Consider the following 19,161-nt stretch of genomic DNA (forward strand, 5'->3'; position numbering starts at 1 on the left):
TGCGTAGCCGCCGGGCCGATCACGGGACCCGCCGACACCTAGCGTCAGCGACCGGGTACGTGCTTCCCGCCATCATGCTCGCGTCGCCGTGCGGTCGCAAGGCCGGATGCACGTGCATCCGCCCCATGCGAAAGTCGGCGCCATCGCGCAGAATGGGCAGGGACAGCGCGTGGTGGCAAGCACCACGCACGGTTTTGGCACTCATCGTGCAGGGCCTAGGATGCGAAGTGGTCAACGGACGACCGTCCCCATCGGGCGGTCGGCGCGACGGACGGCTGAGGGGACGACGTGACGGCGGCGCAGCAGCAGGAGGACGGGCCCGGCAGCGGACCCACCGTCCTGCGCATCCTGCTCGGCGCCCAGCTGCGCCGGCTGCGCGAGGCCCGCGGCTTCACCCGCGAGGACGCCGGCTGGGAGATCCGCGGCTCCGGCTCGAAGATCAGCCGCATGGAGCTCGGCCGGGTCAGCTTCAAAGAGCGCGACATCAAGGACCTGCTCACGCTGTACGGCGTCACCGACGAGCAGGAGCGCGAACAGCTGGTGTCGCTCGCCCGCCAGGCCAACGCGCCCGGCTGGTGGCAGCGCTTCGGCGACGTGCTGCCCTCCTGGTTCCAGGCGTACCTGGGCCTGGAGGCCGCGGCGTCGCTCATCCGCACCTACGAGATCCAGTTCGTGCCCGGCCTGCTCCAGACCCGCGACTACGCCCGCGCCGTCATCTCGCTCGGCCACGTCGGCGCGTCCACCGCCGACATCGAGCGCCGCACCGACCTGCGCATCGAGCGCCAGCAGAAGATCCTCGACAAGCCCAACCCGCCGCAGGTGTGGGCCGTGCTCGACGAGGCCGTGCTGCGCCGCCCCATCGGCGGCCCCGAGGTCATGCGGGCCCAGCTCGAGGCCCTCATCGAGGTCAGCAAGCGCCCGCACGTGCAGCTGCAGATCATGCCGTTCCAGACCGGCGGCCACGCCGCCGCGGGCGGCCCCTTCGCCATCCTGCGCTTCCCGGACCGCGAGCTGCCCGACGTCGTCTACGTCGAGCAGCTGACCAGCGCCATCTACCTCGACAAGCGCGAGGACGTCGACCACTACGCCATCGCCATGGAACGCGTCTGCGTCGACGCCGAGCCGCCGAACCAGACCGCCGCGATCCTCGGCAAGATCCTGCAGGAACACTTCTGACGGCAGGCCGCCCCGGCCGGTCGCGTCCGGCCGGGGCGGTCCGCTGTGGAGTCAGGCGAGCAGGTTGTCGAAGTCCCCGTCGCGCGCGCCCAGGATGAACGCCTCGATCTCGGCCCGGGTGTAGACCAGCGCGGGCCCCTCCGGGTCCCGCGAGTTGCGCACCGCGATGCCGGCGCCGTCCGGCAGCACCGCGCACTCGACGCAGTTGCCGCTCGGGTTGCTGCGCCGGCTCTTCTGCCAGGTCACCGCAGGAAGTTCGTTGACGGGTATGCCGTTGCGAAAGCGCTTCATGATGGCCCCCAACTCCGTGCGTGGCCGCGATGGCCGTGACGGTGAGTGCTCACCCGAGATGCCTGCGTGCAGATGCACGTGCATCCGGCCTTGCAATCACCCTTGATTCCGAGCATGATAACGCACAGACGCATCGAGAACCTTTCACTCGATGTGATGGCGCCGGGCAGGGCCGCATCCCGTGGAGGTGCCTTGATGACTGTTCCGAACAGGCGTGAAGATCCGCCTGAACCACCCGAATCCGACGGCTCCGAGGGTGCCCGCCGCGGCAATCCGGCCTCCGCGCCGCCCGAGCGCGTGCTGGGCGGCATCGAGGCGGCCAGCGCCCGGGCCACCACGGTGAGCCACCGGTTCGGCGGCGCCCGCTATGCACTGCGGCGCGACCCGGCGGTGGCGGCCGACGACACGGACTCCACAGCGGACCAGGACACCCCGGACGCGGACGGTAACTGACCGGCATACCCGGTGCGGGCCCCGCGGCCGCGCACCGGACGGGCCGGGGACGGTCGGGAAGGGACATGGCGGCATACGAGGCGTGGCTGGCGCAGGCGCGGTCGGCGCTGTGGTTCGTGCGGGTGCGCGCCGGCCAGGAGCTCAGCTTCCACGCCGGGCGGCGTGAGGTCGACGCCGTGCTGCGGCAGCTGCTGGCCGACCCGGCGGACGCCACGGTCGTGGCCCGCACGGCCGACGCATTGCTCCGGTCCCGCGACTGCGCGGCGCTGCGGGTCTTCGCCGCGGCCTGGCCGGAGGCGCAGCCGGCCCACGCCGGTCAGCTGGGCGCGGCGCTCGCCGAGGCGTGCCGGGCGCCCGAGGACGCGCGGCGGCTGGCGGCGGGCGTCCGGCAGCTGATGACCGACGGCGACGAACGCGTGCGGCGCGGCGCTGCCCTCTTGGCGGACCGGGTGGCCGCGGACTCCCCGCGGTAGGCGCCGGCTACGGCTTGCGGGCCACGCCCGCCCAGTAGTACGCCGACTCCGGGTTTGCCGGCGGCTCGCCGTCGGGGCGCCACGCCATCACCGGCACCAGGCCCGGGTCGAGCATCTCCCAGTCGCCGAACAGGCGCGCCACCTGGTCCTTCGTGCGCGGCACGAGGACCATGTTGCTGCGGGTGGCGGCGGTGACCGCCACCTCGACCTCGTCCGGGTTGAAGTCCTGGGTGGGGTGGGTGACGGCGAGCAGTGAGCCGGACGGCAGGGCGTCCATGAGGGCGTGCACCTTGCCCCACGGGTCCTCGCTGTCCTCGAGCAGCATGAGGATGGCGATGACGGTGAGCGCGACCGGCTTCGTCAGGTCGAGGGTGCCGGTGAGCAGCGGCTCGGCGAGCAGGGCCTCGGGGTCGCGGATGTCGGCGTTGATGTACTCGGAGCGGCCCTCGTCGGTGCTGATCATGAGGGCGCGGGCGTGGGCGAGCACGATCGGGTCGTTGTCCACGTAGACCACCCGGGTCTCGGGGGCGATCTTCTGCGCGATCTCGTGCAGGTTGGGCGACGTGGGGATGCCGGTGCCGACGTCGAGGAACTGGCGGATGCCCTCGTCCTCGACGAGGTGCCGGGCGACGCGGTGGACGAACTTGCGGTTCTCGGCGGCCATCTCGCGCATCTGGGGGATGGCGGCGATCATGGCGTCGGCGACCTGGCGGTCGACGGCGAAGTTGTCCTTGCCGCCGAGCCAGTAGTCGTAGATGCGGGCGGAGTGGGGGACGTTGACGTTGACTCCGGGTGGCGCCGTTTCCTGTTCCGCGCTGCCGAACTGACCGCCCTGCCCCACGGTTGCCTCCTGCTCCCGACATGTCGTCGAAGTCCGTTCGCGCCAGCCTAGTACGCATCGACGCCTCGCGGCAGTCACGCTTCGGGAGCACTCACCGTTCATTCATCGGCAAACTTCGACATCTCGCCCCGGCTCGACGGAGACGTTACCGTCCGGTAATGAAGCGCACATCGACGGTCCTCGCTGCCGTCTTCGCCGTTCTCGCCCTGGCCGCCGCCCCGGCCACCGCCGCCCCCTCCGCCCCGCCCGCCGGCCCCGCGATCGCCGCGCTGCCCGCGTACGCGACGTGGATCGCCGACGTCACCGAGGTGGCCGACGAGGCCGCCGCGTACCTCGACGATCGGCTGCCCGACCGGTCGATCCGGGCCGCGATCGTGCTGGACATCGACAACACCGCCCTGCAGACCCAGTACCGGCCGGGGCTGACCTCGCCGGCCACCGGCCCGGTGCTCGCGGTGGCCCGGCAGGCGCGCGCCGACGGCGCGGCCGTGTTCTTCGTGACCGCCCGGCCGCAGATCCTCGGGCTGCAGACCGAGGCGAACCTGCGGTCGGCGGGTTACACCGTGGCCGGGCTCTACATGCGACCGTGGTTCGACACCCGGCCGGACCAGAAGCTGAAGACCGACAACCGGATCGCCATCGAGCGGCTCGGCTACACGATCGTCGCGAACATCGGCAACAACGACAGCGACCTGGCCGGCGGGCACGCCGAGCGCACGTTCAAGCTGCCGGACTACGACGGCCAGCTCGGCTGAACGCTTTCCCGGGGCTTCGCCCGGCGTATCGCGGCGGTACACGTGCCGCTGGGACCCTGCCCCGGTGTTGATGGAGGATCCGAGGCGCGGGCAGGCGACTGCCCGCGCCGTCGGCACGGCCGGCTCGGCCGCCGTGGCGGCCGGCGGCCTCGGCGCCGGCGCGCCGCCGGTGAGCCGCGGCTGGGCGGGTGTCGAGGTCGCGCCCGGGCTGGCCGGGGCCGCGCTGGTCTGCGTGTACGCCGGGCTGGCGCTGCTGCTGCTGGCGTGGTGGTGGTACGGGCGCGCGCTGCGCGCCGCCGCCCGCCGGCCGCGCGGCGTGCGGCCCGTGCTGGTGACGCTGGCGCTGTGGGCCGCGCCGATGCTGCTGGCCCCGCCGCTGTTCAGCCGCGACGTGTACAGCTACCTGGCGCAGGGCGCGATGCTCGCCGCCGGGCTGGACGTGTACGAGTCCGGGCCGTCCGTCCTCGGTGGACCGCTCGCCGCCGAGGTGCCCGCCGTCTGGCAGCACACGCCCAGCCCGTACGGGCCGCTGTTCCTGCTCGCGGCGCAGCCGGTCGGCGCGCTCGCGGCGGGCCACCTGGGGCTCGGCCTGCTGGCCGGGCGGCTGCTCGCGGTCGCCGGGCTGGCGCTTCTGGTCGCCGCGCTGCCCGTGCTGGCCCGGGGGTGCGGGCGCGACCCGGCCGCCGCGCTGTGGCTGGGCGCCGCCAACCCGCTCGTGCTCGTGCACCTGGTCGGCGGCGCGCACAACGACGCGCTGATGCTCGGCCTGCTCGCCGCCGGGCTGGCCGCGGCGGTGCGGCGCCGGCCCGTCCTCGCGGTGCTGCTGGTGGCCGCCGCGGCCCTGATCAAGGCGCCCGCCGCGCTCGGCCTGGTGGCCGTCGCCGCGCTGTGGGCCGCCCAGCTGCGCGGCCGGTGGCCGCTGCCCCGCGCCGCCGCCGCGACCCTCGCCGCGGCCGCCGCCGTCACGGCCGCGATGACCGCGCTCGCGGGCACCGGGTACGGCTGGATCGGCGCCCTGCGCACCACCGTCTCGCCGCACAACTGGTCGCTGACCAGCACGCTCGGCCGGCTGACCGCGCTGGTCGCCGACGCGGTGCGCGCCGAGGACGCCATCGCGGCCTGGCGGTGGGCGGGAATGCTCGCCACGGTGGTGGTGGCCGCGCTGGCGTGGGCGTACCGCGAGCGGCTCGGCGCCGTGCACGCGCTGGGCCTGGTGCTGCTGGCCGTCGTGGTGTTCGGGCCGGCGCTGCGCCCCTGGTACCTGCTGTGGGGGCTGGTGCCGCTCGCCGCCGCGGCGGGCGACCCGCGGCTGCGGCGCGCGCTCGCGGCGGCCTGCGCGGTACTGCTGCTCGCGGTGCTGCCGAGCGGCTTCGCGCCCGACGGTCCCGGCGCGCTCGGGCTCGCGGCGCTCGGCGTCGCGGCGGGCGCCGCCCTGTACGCGGCGGCGCGCTGGGCGGCGGCGCCCCGGCCGGCGTGGGCGCTGTCGTGAGCGGGCGCCGCGCGTGGGCGCTGGCCGGCCTGATCGCCGCCACCGCCGTGTTCCTGGTGACCGTCCCGGCGTTCCGGCACTTCTTCGACCTGGGCGTCTACCGCGGCGCGGTGCGGTGGTGGCTGCTCGGCGAGGCCCCGCTGTACGAGTTCCGCTACGACGGCACCGAGTACGGCTTCACGTACCCGCCCTTCGCGGCGGTCGCGATGAGCCCGCTGGCGCTCACGTCGTGGCCGGTCGCGGTGGCGCTGAGCCTCGCCGCCAACGCGGCCGTCGTGGTGCTGCTGCTGCGCCGGCTCGTCCTGCCGCTGCTGCGCCGGCCGGGGCGGCACCGGCCGACCGCCGCGGTGGTGGCGGCGTGCGCGGTGCTGGTCTTCGAGCCGGTGCGCGACACGTTCAGCTACGGCCAGGTCAACCTGCTGCTGCTGGCGCTCGTGCTGGCCGACCACCGGCTGCTGGAACGCGGCAGCCGGTGGGCCGGGGCGGGCATCGGGCTGGCCGCCGCCGTCAAGCTGACGCCCGCGATCTTCGTGCTGTACCTGATCGTCGCGGGGCGGCGCCGGGCCGCGGCGGTGGCCGCCGGGACGGCCGCGGCCGCGACCGCCCTGGCCGCGCTGGTCGCGCCCGGCGCCACCCGGGAGTTCTGGACGTCGGCGCTGTGGGACACCGGCCGCGTCGGGGACCTGGCGTACGTGTCGAACCAGTCGCTGCGCGGGGCGCTGGCGCGCCTCGACGTGCCGCACGGCCGTCGGCGCAAATGCATATGTCTGGATCTGCGTGATCTTGCTGGCGATCGTCCCGGCACGCGGCGCGACCGATCGGGCACCGAGCAGAACTTTTGATTCCACTGCGGAAACTTTCGTTACGCGCAGATGAAAGTTCTGGCAGAGTATCGACGTCGCTGTATCAACTCGGACCGTCCCCCGGGGAAAAGCACATGAGACGTCTCGTCACTGTCCTTGCCACATCACTCGTCGCGGTCGCCGCGGCGGCGTCGCCGGCCCGTGCCGTCGACCCGCCACCGCAGGAGCCCGGCGTCACGCTGCGCGTCTACGACACCCGCGTGCCACTGACGAAGATCTGCACGCTCAAGCCCGGCCAGACGCCCAACGTGGACAAGCTGATGCCGGCCGTCGACCTGCGCGGCGACGCGTTCGGCCTGCAGGACAACTTCGTCGCGCACGTCCTCGCGAACCTGAACGTGCCGGCCGGCGGAGTCTACGAGTTCCGGCTCAGCAGCGACGACGGCTCCAAGCTCTACCTCGACGACGAGCTCGTGGTCGACAACGACGGCCTGCACGGCGTCGTCGCCAAGGAGGGCTCGGCGGACCTCACCGCCGGCTTCCACGCGCTGCGCGTCGAGTACTTCGAGGCCGGCGGCGGCCAGGAGGTGCGGCTCGAGTGGCGCACCCCCGGCAGCCAGGACTTCGTGGGAGTGCCCGGCTCCGTGCTGAGCACCGAGGCCGGCGTCGTCCGGGTCACCGCGCCCGGCCAGAAGCAGTGCGAGGGCGTCAACGACACCCCCGGCGACGGGCTGCCGCTCGACGGGGTCAACCCCAACTACACCCTCACGAACCTGCGCCCGCCGGGCTTCGAGCCGCAGGTGTCCGCGATGGCGTGGACCGCCGACCGCCGGATGGTCATCACCACCTGGGGCGGCTCCAACAAGGTCGAGGGCGAGGTGTACCTGGTCGACAAGGTGACCGGCGCGACCGGCCCGCAGAAGGTCACCTACAAGAAGGTGGCGTCCGGGCTGCGCGAGCCGATGGGCGTCGCCGTGGTCGACGGCCTCATCTACGTCGCCGAGAAGCACCAGCTCACCGAGCTGCGCGACACCAACCGCGACGAGGTGGCGGACGAGTACCGCACCGTCGCGACGTGGCCCTACGGCGGCAACTTCCACGAGTTCGCGTTCGGCATGCTCTACCGCGACGGCAACTTCCACCTCAACCTCTCGGTCGCCATCGACCTCGGCGGCGCCACCACCACGCCGCAGCCGGTGGCCGGCCGCGGCGTCAGCGTCGTGGTGAACCGCAAGTCCGGCAAGGTCACCACCGTCGCCGGCGGCCTGCGCACCCCGCACGGCATGGGCTGGGGCCCGGACGACAAGCTGCTCGTCACCGACAACCAGGGCGGCTGGCTGCCCGCGTCCAAGCTGGTCCAGATCGACCGGGACCGGTTCTTCAACCACTTCACGCAGCCCCCCGGCCCGTACGACGCCAACCCCGTCACCAAGCCGGTGCTGTGGATGCCGCAGAACGAGATCGCCAACTCGCCGAGCACCCCGGTGCTGCTGAAGTCCGGCCCGTTCAAGGGCCAGCTGCTCATCGGCGACGTCACGTACGGCGGCCTGCAGCGCGCGTACCTGGAGAAGGTGCACGGCCAGTACCAGGGCGCCCTGTTCCGGCACACCCAGGGCCTGGAGTCCGGCATCACCCGCGTGACCGTCGGCCCGGACGGCGACCTCTACGTCGGCGGGCTCGGCGCGGGCGGCAACTGGGGCCAGGAGGGCAAGCTCACCCACGGCCTGCAGAAGCTGACCCCCACCGGCAGGAACACGTTCGACATGAAGTCGATGAGCGCCACCGCGACCGGCTTCAAGCTCGAGTACACCAAGCCGCTGTCCGCGCAGACCGTGCAGGACCTGGCGGCCAAGTTCAAGCTGCAGCAGTGGCGGTACGCGGCCACCGCCCAGTACGGCGGCCCGAAGATCGAGGAGCGGCCGCTGACGGTCACCGCGGCCAAGGCGTCGGCCGACCGCCGGACCGTCACGCTCACCGTCGACGGCCTGCTGCCCGACCGCGTGGTGCACCTGCGCTCCCCGCGCCCGTTCGCCGCCGCCGACGGCGAGCAGCTGTGGAGCACCGAGGCGTGGTACACCCTCAACGCCATCCCGGGCCCGCAGAAGGACCAGGTGTTCTACGAGGCCGAGGAGGGCCGCCGCACCGGCGGCGCCGGGGTCAGCGCCGAGCACGCCGGGCACTCCGGCATCGGCTTCGTCGACAACTTCGGCGCCCTCAACGCCTCCACCCTCATGCACGTGAACGTCAGCCGGTCCGGGGCGTACGACGTCGGGCTGCGCTACGCCAACGGCCCGAACCCGTTCGCCGGCACCAAGACGATCAGCGTGCACGTCAACGGCCGCAAGGTGAAGCAGGTCGCCCTGCCCACCACGACGACGTGGAACACCTGGGCCACGGCCACCGAACGGCTCACCCTGCAGAAGGGGCTGAACACCGTCGAGTACCGGGTCGACGCCCCCGACACCGGCCACGTCAACCTCGACCTCATCACGGTGCGGGAGCCGGGCAGGCGGATCACCCTCTACAACGGCACGAACCTCACCGAGTGGCAGCACACCGACGGCCGCACGGCGAGCTGGCCGAAGGTCGCCGGCAACGCCATCGAGGTGTGCTGCGGCGACCTGCGCACCAAGCAGGCGTTCGGCGACTACAAGCTGCACGTCGAGTTCAAGGTGCCGCTGCTGCCGCCGGAGATCACCGGCCAGGACCGCGGCAACAGCGGCGTCTACCAGCAGGAGCGCTACGAGCTGCAGGTGCTCGACTCCTACGGCGACACCACGCCGGCGAACAACGAGGCGGGCGCGATCTACCAGCAGCGGCCGCCGGACGTGAACGCGGCCACCGCACCGGAGACCTGGCAGACGTACGACATCACCTTCAAGGCCGCCCGCTACGACAGCGCCGGCACGAAGATCGCCAACGCCCGCATCACGGTCGTCTGGAACGGCAGGACCGTCCACAACAACCTGGAGATCACCGGGGTGACCGGCGGCAGCATCGCCGAGGCCCCGTCGACGGGTTCGATCCGCCTGCAGGACCACGGCAACAAGGTCCAGTACCGCAACATCTGGATCGAGCCGCAGGGCTGACGCACACCGGCGCGGCCGGGGACGCATCCGTCGTCCCCGGCCGCGCCGTACCGCCGGTAAGGTCGATGTCACCCGCTGGACCCACGCGCCTTCCCCGGCCGTCAGCCGCCGCTGCGAGCGTGCCGTCATGACCCCACTTCGTCCTCGCGCCGCCGCGCTGGCCGTCGCCGTCGCCGCCGGCACCCTCGCCGTCCCGGTGGCCGCCCAGGCGCGCCCGGCCGGCTTCGACCTGCAGGCGCACCGCGGCGGGCTCGGCCTGCGCGTCGAGAACACCCTGGCCGCGTTCGGCAACGCCCTGCGGCTCGGCGTCGGCACGCTGGAGCTCGACGTCCAGATCACCGCCGACGGCCACGCCGTCGTCACCCACGACCGCCGGGTCGACCCCCGCAAGTGCCGCGACACCGTGCCGGGCGCCGGGTACGCCGGCCGGTACGTCAACACCCTCACCCTGGCGCAGGTGCGCACCCTCGACTGCGGCTCCGCGACCCTGCCCGCGCACCCCGGTCAGCAGGCCGATCCGGGCGCCCGGATGCCGCTGCTGCGCGAGGTGTACGACCTGGTCAAGCGGTACCGCGCCGACCCCGTGCGGCTGAACGTCGAGACCAAGGTGGAGGCCGGCGCGCCCACCGAGACCGCCCCGCGCGAGCAGTTCGTGCGGGCCGTCGCCCGGGACACGCGCGCCGCCGGGTTCCTCGGCCGGGTCACCGTGCAGAGCTTCGACTGGGGCGCGCTCATGCGGATGCGCCGGGTCGAGCCGCGGCTGCCCGTCGTCGCCCTGACCAACATCGACTTCCTGCAGACCGGGCAGCCCGGCCGGTCGCCGTGGCTCGGCGGGCTCGACATCGACGACTTCGGCGGCGACCCGATCCGCGCCGTGCGGTCGTTCGGCGCGGCGGCGTTCTCCCCGGTGCACGGCACCCCGCAGAACGGCGCCGTCGGCGACGCCGGGTACCAGCCGTACGTCACCCGCGACATGGTGCGCCGCGCCCACCGGGCCGGCCTCAAGCTGATCCCGTGGACCGTCAACGACGAGGCCACCATGCGCAAGCTGATCGCCGACGGCGTCGACGGCCTCATCACCGACCGGCCCGACCGGCTGCGCGCCGTGCTGGCCGCCCAGGGCCGGCGGCTGCCGCGGGCGTACGCGTCGCCGCTCGACATCCAGGCGCACCGGGGCGGCCGCGCCACCCGGCCCGAGAACACGCTCGCCGCGTTCCGCAACGCGCTCGCCAACCCCGACATCTCCACGCTGGAGCTCGACACCGGCGTCACGAAGGACGGCGTGCTCGTCGTCTCGCACGACCGGGCCGTCAACGGTTCGCACTGCGTCGACACGGCGCCCGGCGCCACCTACGTCGGCAAGCTCGTCAAGGACCTCACGCTGGCCCAGCTCAAGACGCTGGACTGCGGCTCCAGGACGCAGACCGACATGCCCAACCAGGTGCCGGTGCCGGGCGAGCGCATCCCGACCCTGGCCGAGGTGTTCGCGGCCGTGCGGGCCGGCGCGCGCCCCGACGTCCGGCTCAACATCGAGACGAAGATCAGCCCGACCGTCGCCGACACCGTCGACCACCGGGTCTTCACGGTCAAGCTGGTGCGGGCGATCCAGGACGCGCGGATGACCCGCCGGGCCACGATCCAGTCGTTCGACTGGCGGACCATCATGCTGGCCCGCAGGCTCGACCGCCGCATCGAGACGGTCGCTCTGGTCTGGCAGTACGGCCCGGCCGAGTGCGCGACCCTGGCCGACGAGTGCTCGCTGCAGGCCGTCCACGGCGACCCGTCGGTCAAGAGCCCGTGGACCGGCGGCCTGGACTGGTGGCGCACCCGCGACCTCGGCCGGCTCGTCACGGCCGCCGGCGCCGCCACCGTCTCGCCGAACTGGCAGGTGCTCGACCCGGAGCAGCCCGTCGCCCCGCACCCCGACTGGTACCTGCGGCGCGACCCGGCGTACTTCCACGGGCCGGTGATCGACGTGCTGCACCGGCGCGACCGGCTCAAGGTCGTCCCGTACACGATCAACGACGCCCCCACCGTGCAGCGGGTCATCGACCTGGGCGTGGACGGCGTCATCAGCGACGACCCGGAGCTGGTGATCCGGGTGGCGCGGCTCAACGGGCTGCGCTGACCGGTTCGGCGTAGACCACGACGTTGCGCTCGTAGGCGCCGTCGCGGAACGCGCCGCCGCAGGTGACGAGCGCCAGGCGCGGCTCGCCGTCGGCCCGGAACAGGTCGGCCGGCAGCCGCGTCTTGGCGTAGCTGCGCCGGGCGACCGTGCGGTACCGCACCGTGCGGTCGCCCGCGCGCACCTCGATCGTGCTGCCCAGCGGCAGGTCGGCGAGGCGGAACAGGGCGCCGGGGCCGCTGCGGGCGCTGTCGACGTGCCCGGCCACCAGCACGGTGCCCCGGGCGGCGCCGGGCAGCGCGGAGCCGATCCACCAGCCGAGCCGGTCGGGGTCGTCGGGCACGGCCAGCTCGCCGCCGGGCAGCACCCCGGCGGGCTCGACCAGGGCGTCGACGCGCTGCGCGCCGATGCCGACCCGGGTGGGCGGCGCGGCGGGGACGGCGAGCGGGCCGGCGCTCCGCTGCGCCTCCCGCGCGGCCGGCGGGCTCGTCGTGGCGGGGGCGGGCAGGGCGCCCGCGTCGGTGGGGCCGGGGCCCGCGGCCAGGGCGGTGCCGGCCGCCAGCGCTCCCGCGCCCGCGGCGAGGGCGGCCCAGCCGGCGACCCGCCGCCCGGAGACGGTCGCGGCGTGCCGGCCGGCCCGGTGCCTCATGACGACGACGCGGCCCCGTGCCGGCCCGGGCGGACCCGGTCGGCCCAGTGCCGCTGCCGCGGCGGGCGCGACCCGGCGGCGTGCGACGGGGTGTGCGCCGGGGTGCGCCGGCGCAGGAGCAGCAGCGCCGCCACCGCGACCAGCAGGGCGCCCGCGACGATCAGGGCGGTCGCGGCGCCCGTGCCGGCGGCCGCCTGGCCGCCCGTGCCCGTGCCGATGCGGCTCGGCACGCCCAGGTCGCGGGCGGCGGCGGCGATGAGGTCGTGGTGGCCGGCGAGCGTGGTGGCGGCGCGCCGGGCGGCCTGCACGGCGCGCTCGTCCTCACCGCCCGCCAGCTGGTCGCGGGTGAGCCGCTGCGCGGCCGCGTGCGCCTCCAGCTGGGTCGACACGAACAGGGCGTCGAACTCCTCGTCGCTCGCGGAGTGGTACCGCTCGGCCAGGTCGCGCTGCGGCTCGGTCGCCAGCTCGGGCAGCGAGACACCGAGGTCGCCCGCCGCCGCGAGCAGGTCGTCGTCGAGGCGGGCGTGGTCGGCGACCAGCCGGGCGCCGAGCCGGCGCACCTGCTCGCTCTCGCCGCGCTGGCCGGCGATCTCGCCCAGCGCCATCGCGGACAGGTTCGCCTGGTGCGCGGCCTGCAGGTAGCTGACGTCCTGGGCGGACGCCGCGGCGGCCGCCGCCCCCGGGGCGAGGAACAGCACGATCACGCCGAGCGTGACCGCGAGACGGCGCAACGACATGATCGCTTCCTTTCCGGGGGCGGGGGGCGGCTCAGGTCCGGGGGGTACGCGCCGCGGTGCGGCGCGGGCTCGCGGCCGACTTCCGGGCGGCCGCGGCCGTGGTGCGCGCGGCGGTCCGCGCGGCGACGGCGCCACCGGGCTCGGCCGCCGCGGTCTCCCGGTCGGCGTCAGCGGTGCGTCCGGTCCCGGCGCCCTTGCCGGTGTCCTTGCCGGCGTCGCGGGCGGTGCTCGGCGCCGGTCGCCCGGTCGAGCCTGCGCGGTTCGCCTTCTCCCGGCGGACCAGCTCGGCGAGCACCATCTTGTCGTACTTGGCGTCGGCCTCGACCGCCCGGCGCTGCAGCCGCACCGCCGTCTTGCGGGCGCTGTCGCGCGCCGACGTCAGCTTCCGGCGTTCCTTCGCGCCCGCCTTGAGGGCCTTCTTGCGGGCGGCGATCTCGTCCTGCGCCTGGCGCAGCGCCGCCTCGTCGCGGGCCGCCTGTTCCTCGTTCGCCGTGAGCCGGGCGTCGAGCCCGGTGACGCGGGCCTGCGCGGCCTCGGCCGCCTTGCGGGCCTTGTCGGCCCGGTCGTGCCGCCGGTCGAGCGCGGCGGAGTCAGGTCGCTGTGCGGAGACCATGGTCCTCCTCCTGAGGGGTCGCTTGCCGGGGTGCCTGTCCTCCTTCCTTACCCTGGCGGCGATCCACTACGCCCGTTGTCGGGCCCGCTCATCGGTGCGGGGTCAGGAACTCCCGCGGCGTCAGCGCCCGCGACACGATCCGCACGTCGCCCAGGAACCCGTGGAAGCCCTGGCCGTAGCGCCCGGCGAACTGGGTGCCGCCGAGCGCGAACGGCCGGCCCAGGGTGGCGATGCCGCGCGCGGGCTGGGCCGGGTTGCGGGCGATCGGCGAGCCGTCGACGTACATGACGGTGCGGCGGGCGTCGTTGACGACGGCGACGTGCAGCCACCGGCCGACCGGCACGGCGTGGCTCCACGACGTGGGGTCGGCGTCGGTGTCGGCCGGGTACACGACGTACTGGAGGAACCGCTCCGGCGAGACGTTGAGGCTGCACGTGGGCTCGTCGGGCGACCAGCCGGTGGTCTTGCCGGCGTCGCCGGACCGGCCCTCCCAGGACAGCACGCCCATCCAGGCGTGGTCGCCGGCGAACGGGTCGGGCAGCTTGAGGAACACCTCGATCGTGTAGCCGTCGCGCAGGGTGGCCGCGTTGAGCGGCGCGGCCGGGCCGGTGCGCAGGACGGCGCCGCGGTCGGGGGCCTTGCCGCCGTCCAGCCGGATCGAGGCGTGCGCGGGCGCCCCGGGGTGGTGGTCCGCCGAGCGGGTCAGCGCCGCCCGCGGCGAGCCGTGCAGCAGGGTGACGGTCAGGTCGTTGCCGCGGCCGGTGAGGTCGCGGGCGGTCGTGCCGTCGAAGCCGGCGTCGTCGAAGCGCCAGTACGCGACGGTGCCGCGCGGCATGACGGCGGCCGGCGGGCGCGGCGGCGGCGCCGGGACGGGCGCGAACCCGGCGAACCGGGCGTCGAAGTCGATCGCGAGGCTGAACCGGTCGACGTCGGAGGTCAGCTCCCGGGTCTCGGCGGCGAGCGGCTCGGCGCGCCCGGCCAGGTACGGCGCGAACGTCTCGACGTCGATGACGCCCCGCGCCAGGTCGAACCGGTACAGCCGCAGCATGGCCGCGCCGCCGTAGTAGCGGTCCTGGTAGTTGGTGACGTGGACGTGCACGTCGTTGCCGGCGTCGTTGGTGAGCACGGCCCGGCCGGGCGGCCACCAGTGCCCGTTGAGGGTCAGGAAGATCTGGTCGTTGCGGCGCACCAGCCGGTCCCACAGCCGCTTGCCGTGCGCGGACAGCCGGGCGGCGCCGGTGGCGTCGGCGGCGGCCAGGTCGTGCGTGGTGAGGATGGCGGGCAGCGTGGGGTGGGCGTCGAGCACGCCCTGCGCCCAGGCCAGGCCGCTGTCGGAGGCGCGCCAGTCCAGCGCGAGCACCAGCCACTCGCGGCCGGCGGCGGGCACGACGTGGTAGCTGTTGTAGCCGTCGGGCGACGCGCCGCCGAACGTGCCGGCGCCCGCGAACCGGTGCGGCCCGAACGCCCGCAGGTACGGGCTGTCGCCGCGCTGGTCGTCGGTGGAGCCGGGCACGTCGTGGTTGCCGGCGAGCACGCTGTACGGCAGCCGCCCGTCGACGGCCCGGAACGCGGCGTCCGCCAGCGCGATCTCGGCGGCGGTGCCGTGCTCGGTGATGTCGCCGAGGTGCGTCAGGAACGCCACGTTCGCGTCGGCGCGGTGCGCGGTCAGCCAGCGCAGCGTGGCCCGCAGCGGCGCGGGGTCGGCGCTGTCGGCGTCGAACAGGTACTGGGTGTCGGGCAGCACGGCCAGCGCGAAGCGGTCGGCCCGCCGGTCGAAGCGGGCCGGCCCGGCGGCGGCTGGCGCGGCGGGTGCGGCGGCGGTGGCGGCGACGGGCGCGACGAGGGCCGCGCCGAGCAGGGAACGACGGCGGAGATCCACGGGTCTGAATCTGCCGCACGGCGGTGGCCGTCGGGTGGCGGCCGGGCGAACGGCGGGCGGCGGTGTACCCGGCCTGACCGGGGGTAACGCGGGGGGATGGAGGTCGACCTGGGCGTGCCGCTCGCCCCCGGCGTGCCGGCCGCGCCGCACGACGCCAGCGGCGAGCGGGTCGTCACCCACGACCTGGCCGGGCTGGCGCCGCCGCCGCGTCCGGCCCGGCGCTGGGTGCCGCGCCGGGTCGTCGCCACGCCGGCCGCGTACGACCACGAGCACGGCCTGCGCGTCATGGCTCGCGTCGAGGAGCTGGGCCTGGAGGTGGAGCGCCTGCGCTCGAACCGCCTCACCGGCCTGCGCGGCGGCACCGAGCGGGAGACGTACGCGGCCGCCAAGTCGACGATGGCGATCGTGGTGAGCCCGCCGTCGCGGCGCAGGCTGCAGCCGATCGCGCCCAGCGCGGACTGGCGGTTCGACCTGGCGGAGGGCTGCCCGGCGCACTGCCAGTACTGCTACCTGGCGGGTTCGCTGTCCGGTCCGCCGGTGACCCGGGTGTACGCGGACCTCGACGACATCCTGGGCGGGCTGGCCGAGTACGCGGGCCGCGGCACGGTGACGAGCCGCCGAGCGGACCGGGCGGGGGAGGGCACCACGTTCGAGGCGTCCTGCTACACCGACCCGCTGGCGCTGGAGCACCTCACCGGCAGCTGGCGGCGTGCCGTCGAGCACTTCGGGGCGTGGGACGCGGACGTGCAGCTGCGCTGGACCACGAAGTACGCGGACGTGGACGGCTTCCTGGACGTGGCGCACCACGGCCGCACCCGGGTCCGGTTCAGCGTCAACTGCGCGCCGGTGGCGGAGCGGTTCGAGGGCGGCACCGCCCGGGTGGCCGACCGCCTGGCCGCGCTGCGCCGGCTCGCCCTCGCCGGGTACCCGGTGGGCCTCACGATCGCGCCGATCATGCCGCTGCCGGACTGGCGGGAGCACTACGGCGCCCTGCTGGCCGAGGTGGCCGCCGCAGTCGAGGGCCTGCCCGGCCTGGACCTGACCGCCGAGCTGATCACCCACCGGTTCACGCCGGGCAGCAAGGAGGTGCTGCTGGGCTGGTACCCGCGCACGAAGCTGGAGATGGACGAGGCGGCGCGCACCCGCAAGCACGGCAAGTTCGGGGCGGTGAAGTGGGTCTACCCGCGCGACACGATGGCGGAGCTGCGCGACTGGTTCACCGGCAACCTGCCGCCGTCGTGCCGGGTCCTCTACTGGACGTGAGCGTCACGGCTCCCGCACGACCGACAGGGCGAACTGCTCGACCCGCTGGACGACCTCGATCAGCCGGTAGAAGTCGACCGGCTTGGCGACGTAGTCGGTGACCCGCAGAGCGCGGCTGCGCAGGATGTCGCGCTCGGCGAGCGAGTTCGTCAGCACCACCACGGGGATGCGCGCGAGCAGCGGGTCGGCGGCCAGCGCGGCGAGCAGCTCGCGGCCGTCGAGGCCGGGCAGGTTGAGGTCGAGCAGGATCAGGTCGGGCGGGGTGGCGTCCGCGTACGGGGCCCGGCGCTGCAGGTAGCACAGCGCCTCGCGGCCGTCGCCGAACACCACGAGGCGGTTGCGCAGCTTGTGGTCGTCGAACGCCTCGCGGGTGAGCAGCACGTCGCCCGGATCGTCCTCGATGAGGAGGATCTCGATCGGTGTGTACTCGCTCATGGTGCGCTCCCCGTCCCGGGAAACCGACGCGGCCAGTGTAGGCCCTCAGAACGCCGTGGCCGACAGCATTCCGGCGCCCGCTGCGGCCAGCCCGGCGGCGACGCTGCCGAGCGCGTACGCCGCCGCCCGCCGCCGGGCGCCGCCGCGCAGCAGGGTGACCGTCTCCCAGCCGAGCGTGGACCACGTGGTGAGCGCCCCGCAGAACCCCGTCCCGGCGAGCGCGGCGACCGCCGGGTCCACCGGCAGGGCCACGAGCAGCCCGAGCAGGTACGACCCGGCCACGTTCACGGCGAGCGTGCCCCACGGCGCCGCCTCACCGAAGCGGCGCCGGGCGGCCCGGTCGGCCAGGTAGCGCAGCGGCGCCCCGGCCGCCGCGCCGAGCGCGACGAGCAGCAGCGTCACCGGGCCGGCCGCCCGGCGAGGGCCGCGCCGGCCCAGACGGCCAGCAGCGCCCCGGCGACGGTGGCGGCGAGGTAGCCGAACGCCACCGCGGGCGACCCGGCCCGCAGCGCGTCGACGGTGAACGCCGAGAACGTGGTGTAGCCGCCGAGCACTCCGACGCCGAGGAACGGGCGCAGCAGCCGCCGGTGCGGCACGGCCGTGGCCACCGCCCCGATGAGCAGGCAGCCGGTCACGTTGACGAGCAGCGTCGCCCAGAGCGACGGCCAGGCGGTGGTCAGCCCGTGCCGGGCGAGCGCGCCGAGCGCCCCGCCGGCCGCCACGGCGGCGACGACGGGCAGGTCGGGGCGCTGGCCGGGCACCCGGCGAACGTTACCGGGCCGGCATCGAACCGGCCGGCCCGGTGCGGTGTACTGCCTGACGGACCCACGGAAGGGGCGGCGATGACGCGGCGCGGCGGCGGTGGTGCCGAGGAGGAGCTGATGACCGCCCTCTACACCGAGTACTACGGGATGCTGCTCGGCTTCGTGCTGCGCTACGTGCGCGACCGGCACCGCGCCGAGGACCTCGTCCAGGAGACGCTGCTGCGGGCGTGGCGGCACATCGACCACCTCGACACCGACCCGGCGCGGGTGCGCTCGTACCTGCTGACCATCGCCCGCAACGTGGTGACGAACGCGTGGCGGGCCGAGCAGCGCCGCCCGAAGCTGGTGTCCGACGAGCCGGCCGTCGACGCCGCGTCCGCCCCCGACTCCGTCGACCGGCTGGTCGAGGGCTGGCTGGTCGCCGAGGCGCTGGGCCGGTTGTCCGCCGAGCACCGGGCGGTGGTGCGCGCCGTCTACTACGAGGGCCGCAGTGTCGCCGAGGCGGCCCGGCAGTTGTCCGTGCCGGAGGGCACCGTGAAGTCGCGCGCGTACTACGCGGTGCGGGCGCTGCGGACGGCGTTCGAGGAGATGGGGGTGCTGCGATGAGCCACGCGCACGACGACGACCTGCGGATGCTGCTCGGCGGCTATCTCCTCGGCGGGCTGGATCCCGCCGACACCGACCGGATGGACGCCCACCTGAGCACCTGCGCGGACTGCCGCGTCGAGCTGGAGCGGCTGTCGCCGGTGCCCGAGCTGCTGCGCGACGGGGCGCCGATCGAGGACGTCGGCCCGCCGGCGCCCGGCCTGGTCGAGGACCTGCTCGGCCGGATGCGCGCCGAGCGCGCCGCCCGCGCGGCCCGGCAGCGCCGGCTCACCTGGGCGGCGGCCGCGGCCGCGGTGCTGGTGGCCGCCGTCGCGTTCGGCGCGGGCGCGCTGCGGCCGGGCGGCGGGGGACCGGGCCCGGTGGCGCAGCCGTCGCCGGTGGTCTCGCAGCCCGCCCCGGAGCCGTCCGGGGTGGTGGCGCGGTTCGCCGGGGCGGCCGGCACCCGGGTGGCGGGCGTCGCCACGCTCAGCTCCCGCACCTGGGGCGTCAGCATCGCCCTGGACATGTCCGGGCTGGAGGGCGAGGCGCCCTTCGTGCTGCGGGTGTCCGGGCCGGGCGGCGCCACCGAGCAGGCGTGCGTGTGGGGGTCGACGCCCAGCGGCAACGCCCGCGTGACCGGCGCCAGTTCCCTGCAGCTGCCCGCGGTGGACAGCGTCGAGGTCGCCGACCGCACCGGCCGCGTGCTGGCCACCGCCACCCTCTGACCGGCCGGGTGCGCGG

Annotated in this window: 20 protein-coding genes; 11 read left to right on the forward strand and 9 right to left on the reverse strand. The window is 75.0% G+C overall.

Annotated features, from left to right (window positions below; genetic code table 11):
* Positions 1 to 288 precede the first annotated feature (288 nt).
* Positions 289 to 1,176: a Sco1979 family transcriptional regulator gene (locus Sya03_RS16355; protein ID WP_203939160.1), complete on the forward strand. Its 888-nt coding sequence runs from the start codon at positions 289 to 291 to the stop codon at positions 1,174 to 1,176.
* Between the two features lie 51 nt (positions 1,177 to 1,227).
* Here Sya03_RS16355 and Sya03_RS16360 read toward each other — a convergent pair whose 3' ends face one another.
* On the reverse strand, positions 1,228 to 1,467 hold the full coding sequence (locus Sya03_RS16360; RefSeq protein WP_203939161.1) for a DUF397 domain-containing protein: 240 nt from the start codon (positions 1,465 to 1,467) through the stop codon (positions 1,228 to 1,230).
* A 66-nt stretch (positions 1,468 to 1,533) separates the two neighbouring features.
* On the opposite strand from Sya03_RS16360, the gene Sya03_RS16365 reads away from it, so the two are divergent.
* On the forward strand, positions 1,534 to 1,920 hold the full coding sequence (locus Sya03_RS16365; RefSeq protein ID WP_203939162.1) for a hypothetical protein: 387 nt from the start codon (positions 1,534 to 1,536) through the stop codon (positions 1,918 to 1,920).
* 65 nt (positions 1,921 to 1,985) lie between these two features.
* Positions 1,986 to 2,393: a hypothetical protein gene (locus tag Sya03_RS16370; protein ID WP_203939163.1), complete on the forward strand. Its 408-nt coding sequence runs from the start codon at positions 1,986 to 1,988 to the stop codon at positions 2,391 to 2,393.
* A 7-nt stretch (positions 2,394 to 2,400) separates the two neighbouring features.
* On the opposite strand, the gene Sya03_RS16375 is transcribed toward Sya03_RS16370, so the two are convergent.
* Positions 2,401 to 3,234 (reverse strand): SAM-dependent methyltransferase, encoded by an 834-nt coding sequence (locus Sya03_RS16375; protein ID WP_275411454.1) that lies wholly within the window; start codon positions 3,232 to 3,234, stop codon positions 2,401 to 2,403.
* Positions 3,235 to 3,392: 158 nt separating this feature from the next.
* Here Sya03_RS16375 and Sya03_RS16380 point away from each other — a divergent pair, with 158 nt between their 5' ends.
* The 5 genes from Sya03_RS16380 to Sya03_RS16400 all read left to right on the forward strand — a co-directional run bounded on the left by Sya03_RS16380 (position 3,393) and on the right by Sya03_RS16400 (position 11,498).
* A complete protein-coding gene (locus tag Sya03_RS16380) occupies positions 3,393 to 3,989 on the forward strand; it encodes an HAD family acid phosphatase (RefSeq protein WP_203939165.1) in 597 nt (198 codons plus the stop codon).
* A gap of 70 nt (positions 3,990 to 4,059) precedes the next feature.
* Positions 4,060 to 5,478, forward strand: coding sequence for a polyprenol phosphomannose-dependent alpha 1,6 mannosyltransferase MptB (mptB, locus tag Sya03_RS16385; RefSeq protein ID WP_203939258.1), 1,419 nt, complete (start codon positions 4,060 to 4,062; stop codon positions 5,476 to 5,478).
* On the forward strand, positions 5,475 to 6,320 hold the full coding sequence (locus tag Sya03_RS16390) for a glycosyltransferase 87 family protein (RefSeq protein ID WP_203939166.1): 846 nt from the start codon (positions 5,475 to 5,477) through the stop codon (positions 6,318 to 6,320). Before mptB ends, Sya03_RS16390 begins: the two co-directional genes overlap by 4 nt.
* Before the next feature lie 95 nt (positions 6,321 to 6,415).
* A complete protein-coding gene (locus tag Sya03_RS16395; protein WP_203939167.1) occupies positions 6,416 to 9,370 on the forward strand; it encodes a 3-keto-alpha-glucoside-1,2-lyase-like domain-containing protein in 2,955 nt (984 codons plus the stop codon).
* Between the two features lie 127 nt (positions 9,371 to 9,497).
* A complete protein-coding gene (locus Sya03_RS16400) occupies positions 9,498 to 11,498 on the forward strand; it encodes a glycerophosphodiester phosphodiesterase family protein (protein ID WP_203939168.1) in 2,001 nt (666 codons plus the stop codon).
* On the opposite strand, the gene Sya03_RS16405 is transcribed toward Sya03_RS16400, so the two are convergent.
* The 4 genes from Sya03_RS16405 to Sya03_RS16420 form a co-directional block, all read right to left on the reverse strand.
* Positions 11,482 to 12,144, reverse strand: a complete 663-nt coding sequence (locus Sya03_RS16405) for a class F sortase (protein WP_203939169.1) — start codon at positions 12,142 to 12,144, stop codon at positions 11,482 to 11,484. The two genes, Sya03_RS16400 and Sya03_RS16405, sit on opposite strands and share 17 nt — an antisense overlap.
* Positions 12,141 to 12,881, reverse strand: coding sequence for a DUF4142 domain-containing protein (locus tag Sya03_RS16410; RefSeq protein WP_203939170.1), 741 nt, complete (start codon positions 12,879 to 12,881; stop codon positions 12,141 to 12,143). Before Sya03_RS16410 ends, Sya03_RS16405 begins: the two co-directional genes overlap by 4 nt.
* Before the next feature lie 31 nt (positions 12,882 to 12,912).
* On the reverse strand, positions 12,913 to 13,494 hold the full coding sequence (locus Sya03_RS16415; RefSeq protein ID WP_203939171.1) for a hypothetical protein: 582 nt from the start codon (positions 13,492 to 13,494) through the stop codon (positions 12,913 to 12,915).
* Between the two features lie 88 nt (positions 13,495 to 13,582).
* A complete protein-coding gene (locus tag Sya03_RS16420) occupies positions 13,583 to 15,373 on the reverse strand; it encodes a laminin G domain-containing metallophosphoesterase family protein (RefSeq protein ID WP_203939172.1) in 1,791 nt (596 codons plus the stop codon).
* Between the two features lie 96 nt (positions 15,374 to 15,469).
* On the opposite strand from Sya03_RS16420, the gene Sya03_RS16425 reads away from it, so the two are divergent.
* On the forward strand, positions 15,470 to 16,636 hold the full coding sequence (locus Sya03_RS16425; RefSeq protein ID WP_203939173.1) for an SPL family radical SAM protein: 1,167 nt from the start codon (positions 15,470 to 15,472) through the stop codon (positions 16,634 to 16,636).
* Between the two features lie 3 nt (positions 16,637 to 16,639).
* Here Sya03_RS16425 and Sya03_RS16430 read toward each other — a convergent pair whose 3' ends face one another.
* Genes Sya03_RS16430 through Sya03_RS16440 form a run of 3 tightly spaced genes read right to left on the reverse strand, consistent with a single transcriptional unit; the run spans position 16,640 to position 17,832 of the window.
* Complete coding sequence (locus Sya03_RS16430) at positions 16,640 to 17,071, reverse strand: response regulator (RefSeq protein WP_203939174.1); 432 nt, start codon at positions 17,069 to 17,071, stop codon at positions 16,640 to 16,642.
* A 45-nt stretch (positions 17,072 to 17,116) separates the two neighbouring features.
* Positions 17,117 to 17,473 carry a fluoride efflux transporter FluC gene (locus tag Sya03_RS16435; RefSeq protein ID WP_203939175.1) on the reverse strand — a complete coding sequence of 119 codons (357 nt, stop codon included), beginning with the start codon at positions 17,471 to 17,473 and terminating at the stop codon, positions 17,117 to 17,119.
* The gene (locus tag Sya03_RS16440) at positions 17,470 to 17,832 is read right to left on the reverse strand and encodes a fluoride efflux transporter FluC (protein WP_203939176.1); all 363 of its coding nucleotides are present in this window, start codon (positions 17,830 to 17,832) and stop codon (positions 17,470 to 17,472) included. Before Sya03_RS16440 ends, Sya03_RS16435 begins: the two co-directional genes overlap by 4 nt.
* Positions 17,833 to 17,913: 81 nt before the next feature.
* On the opposite strand from Sya03_RS16440, the gene Sya03_RS16445 reads away from it, so the two are divergent.
* Both Sya03_RS16445 and Sya03_RS16450 read left to right on the forward strand, forming a co-directional pair.
* The gene (locus Sya03_RS16445) at positions 17,914 to 18,441 is read left to right on the forward strand and encodes a sigma-70 family RNA polymerase sigma factor (protein WP_203939177.1); all 528 of its coding nucleotides are present in this window, start codon (positions 17,914 to 17,916) and stop codon (positions 18,439 to 18,441) included.
* Positions 18,438 to 19,145 (forward strand): zf-HC2 domain-containing protein, encoded by a 708-nt coding sequence (locus Sya03_RS16450; protein WP_203939178.1) that lies wholly within the window; start codon positions 18,438 to 18,440, stop codon positions 19,143 to 19,145. The genes Sya03_RS16445 and Sya03_RS16450 overlap by 4 nt, the downstream gene beginning before the upstream one ends.
* Positions 19,146 to 19,161: the final 16 nt, after the last annotated feature.

This window comes from Spirilliplanes yamanashiensis, assembly GCF_016863475.1.
Taxonomy (GTDB): domain Bacteria; phylum Actinomycetota; class Actinomycetes; order Mycobacteriales; family Micromonosporaceae; genus Spirilliplanes; species Spirilliplanes yamanashiensis.

What these genes read in the sequence shown, in the direction of transcription:
- Sya03_RS16360 (WP_203939161.1), bottom strand. Translation starts at nt 1,467, where the DNA reads ATGAAGCGCTTTCGCAACGGCATACCCGTCAACGAACTTCCTGCGGTG.
- Sya03_RS16370 (WP_203939163.1), top strand. Translation starts at nt 1,986, where the DNA reads ATGGCGGCATACGAGGCGTGGCTGGCGCAGGCGCGGTCGGCGCTGTGG.
- Sya03_RS16380 (WP_203939165.1), top strand. Translation starts at nt 3,393, where the DNA reads ATGAAGCGCACATCGACGGTCCTCGCTGCCGTCTTCGCCGTTCTCGCC.
- mptB (WP_203939258.1), top strand. Translation starts at nt 4,060, where the DNA reads ATGGAGGATCCGAGGCGCGGGCAGGCGACTGCCCGCGCCGTCGGCACG.
- Sya03_RS16395 (WP_203939167.1), top strand. Translation starts at nt 6,416, where the DNA reads ATGAGACGTCTCGTCACTGTCCTTGCCACATCACTCGTCGCGGTCGCC.
- Sya03_RS16400 (WP_203939168.1), top strand. Translation starts at nt 9,498, where the DNA reads ATGACCCCACTTCGTCCTCGCGCCGCCGCGCTGGCCGTCGCCGTCGCC.
- Sya03_RS16405 (WP_203939169.1), bottom strand. Translation starts at nt 12,144, where the DNA reads ATGAGGCACCGGGCCGGCCGGCACGCCGCGACCGTCTCCGGGCGGCGG.
- Sya03_RS16410 (WP_203939170.1), bottom strand. Translation starts at nt 12,881, where the DNA reads ATGTCGTTGCGCCGTCTCGCGGTCACGCTCGGCGTGATCGTGCTGTTC.
- Sya03_RS16415 (WP_203939171.1), bottom strand. Translation starts at nt 13,494, where the DNA reads ATGGTCTCCGCACAGCGACCTGACTCCGCCGCGCTCGACCGGCGGCAC.
- Sya03_RS16425 (WP_203939173.1), top strand. Translation starts at nt 15,470, where the DNA reads ATGGAGGTCGACCTGGGCGTGCCGCTCGCCCCCGGCGTGCCGGCCGCG.
- Sya03_RS16430 (WP_203939174.1), bottom strand. Translation starts at nt 17,071, where the DNA reads ATGAGCGAGTACACACCGATCGAGATCCTCCTCATCGAGGACGATCCG.
- Sya03_RS16445 (WP_203939177.1), top strand. Translation starts at nt 17,914, where the DNA reads ATGACGCGGCGCGGCGGCGGTGGTGCCGAGGAGGAGCTGATGACCGCC.
- Sya03_RS16450 (WP_203939178.1), top strand. Translation starts at nt 18,438, where the DNA reads ATGAGCCACGCGCACGACGACGACCTGCGGATGCTGCTCGGCGGCTAT.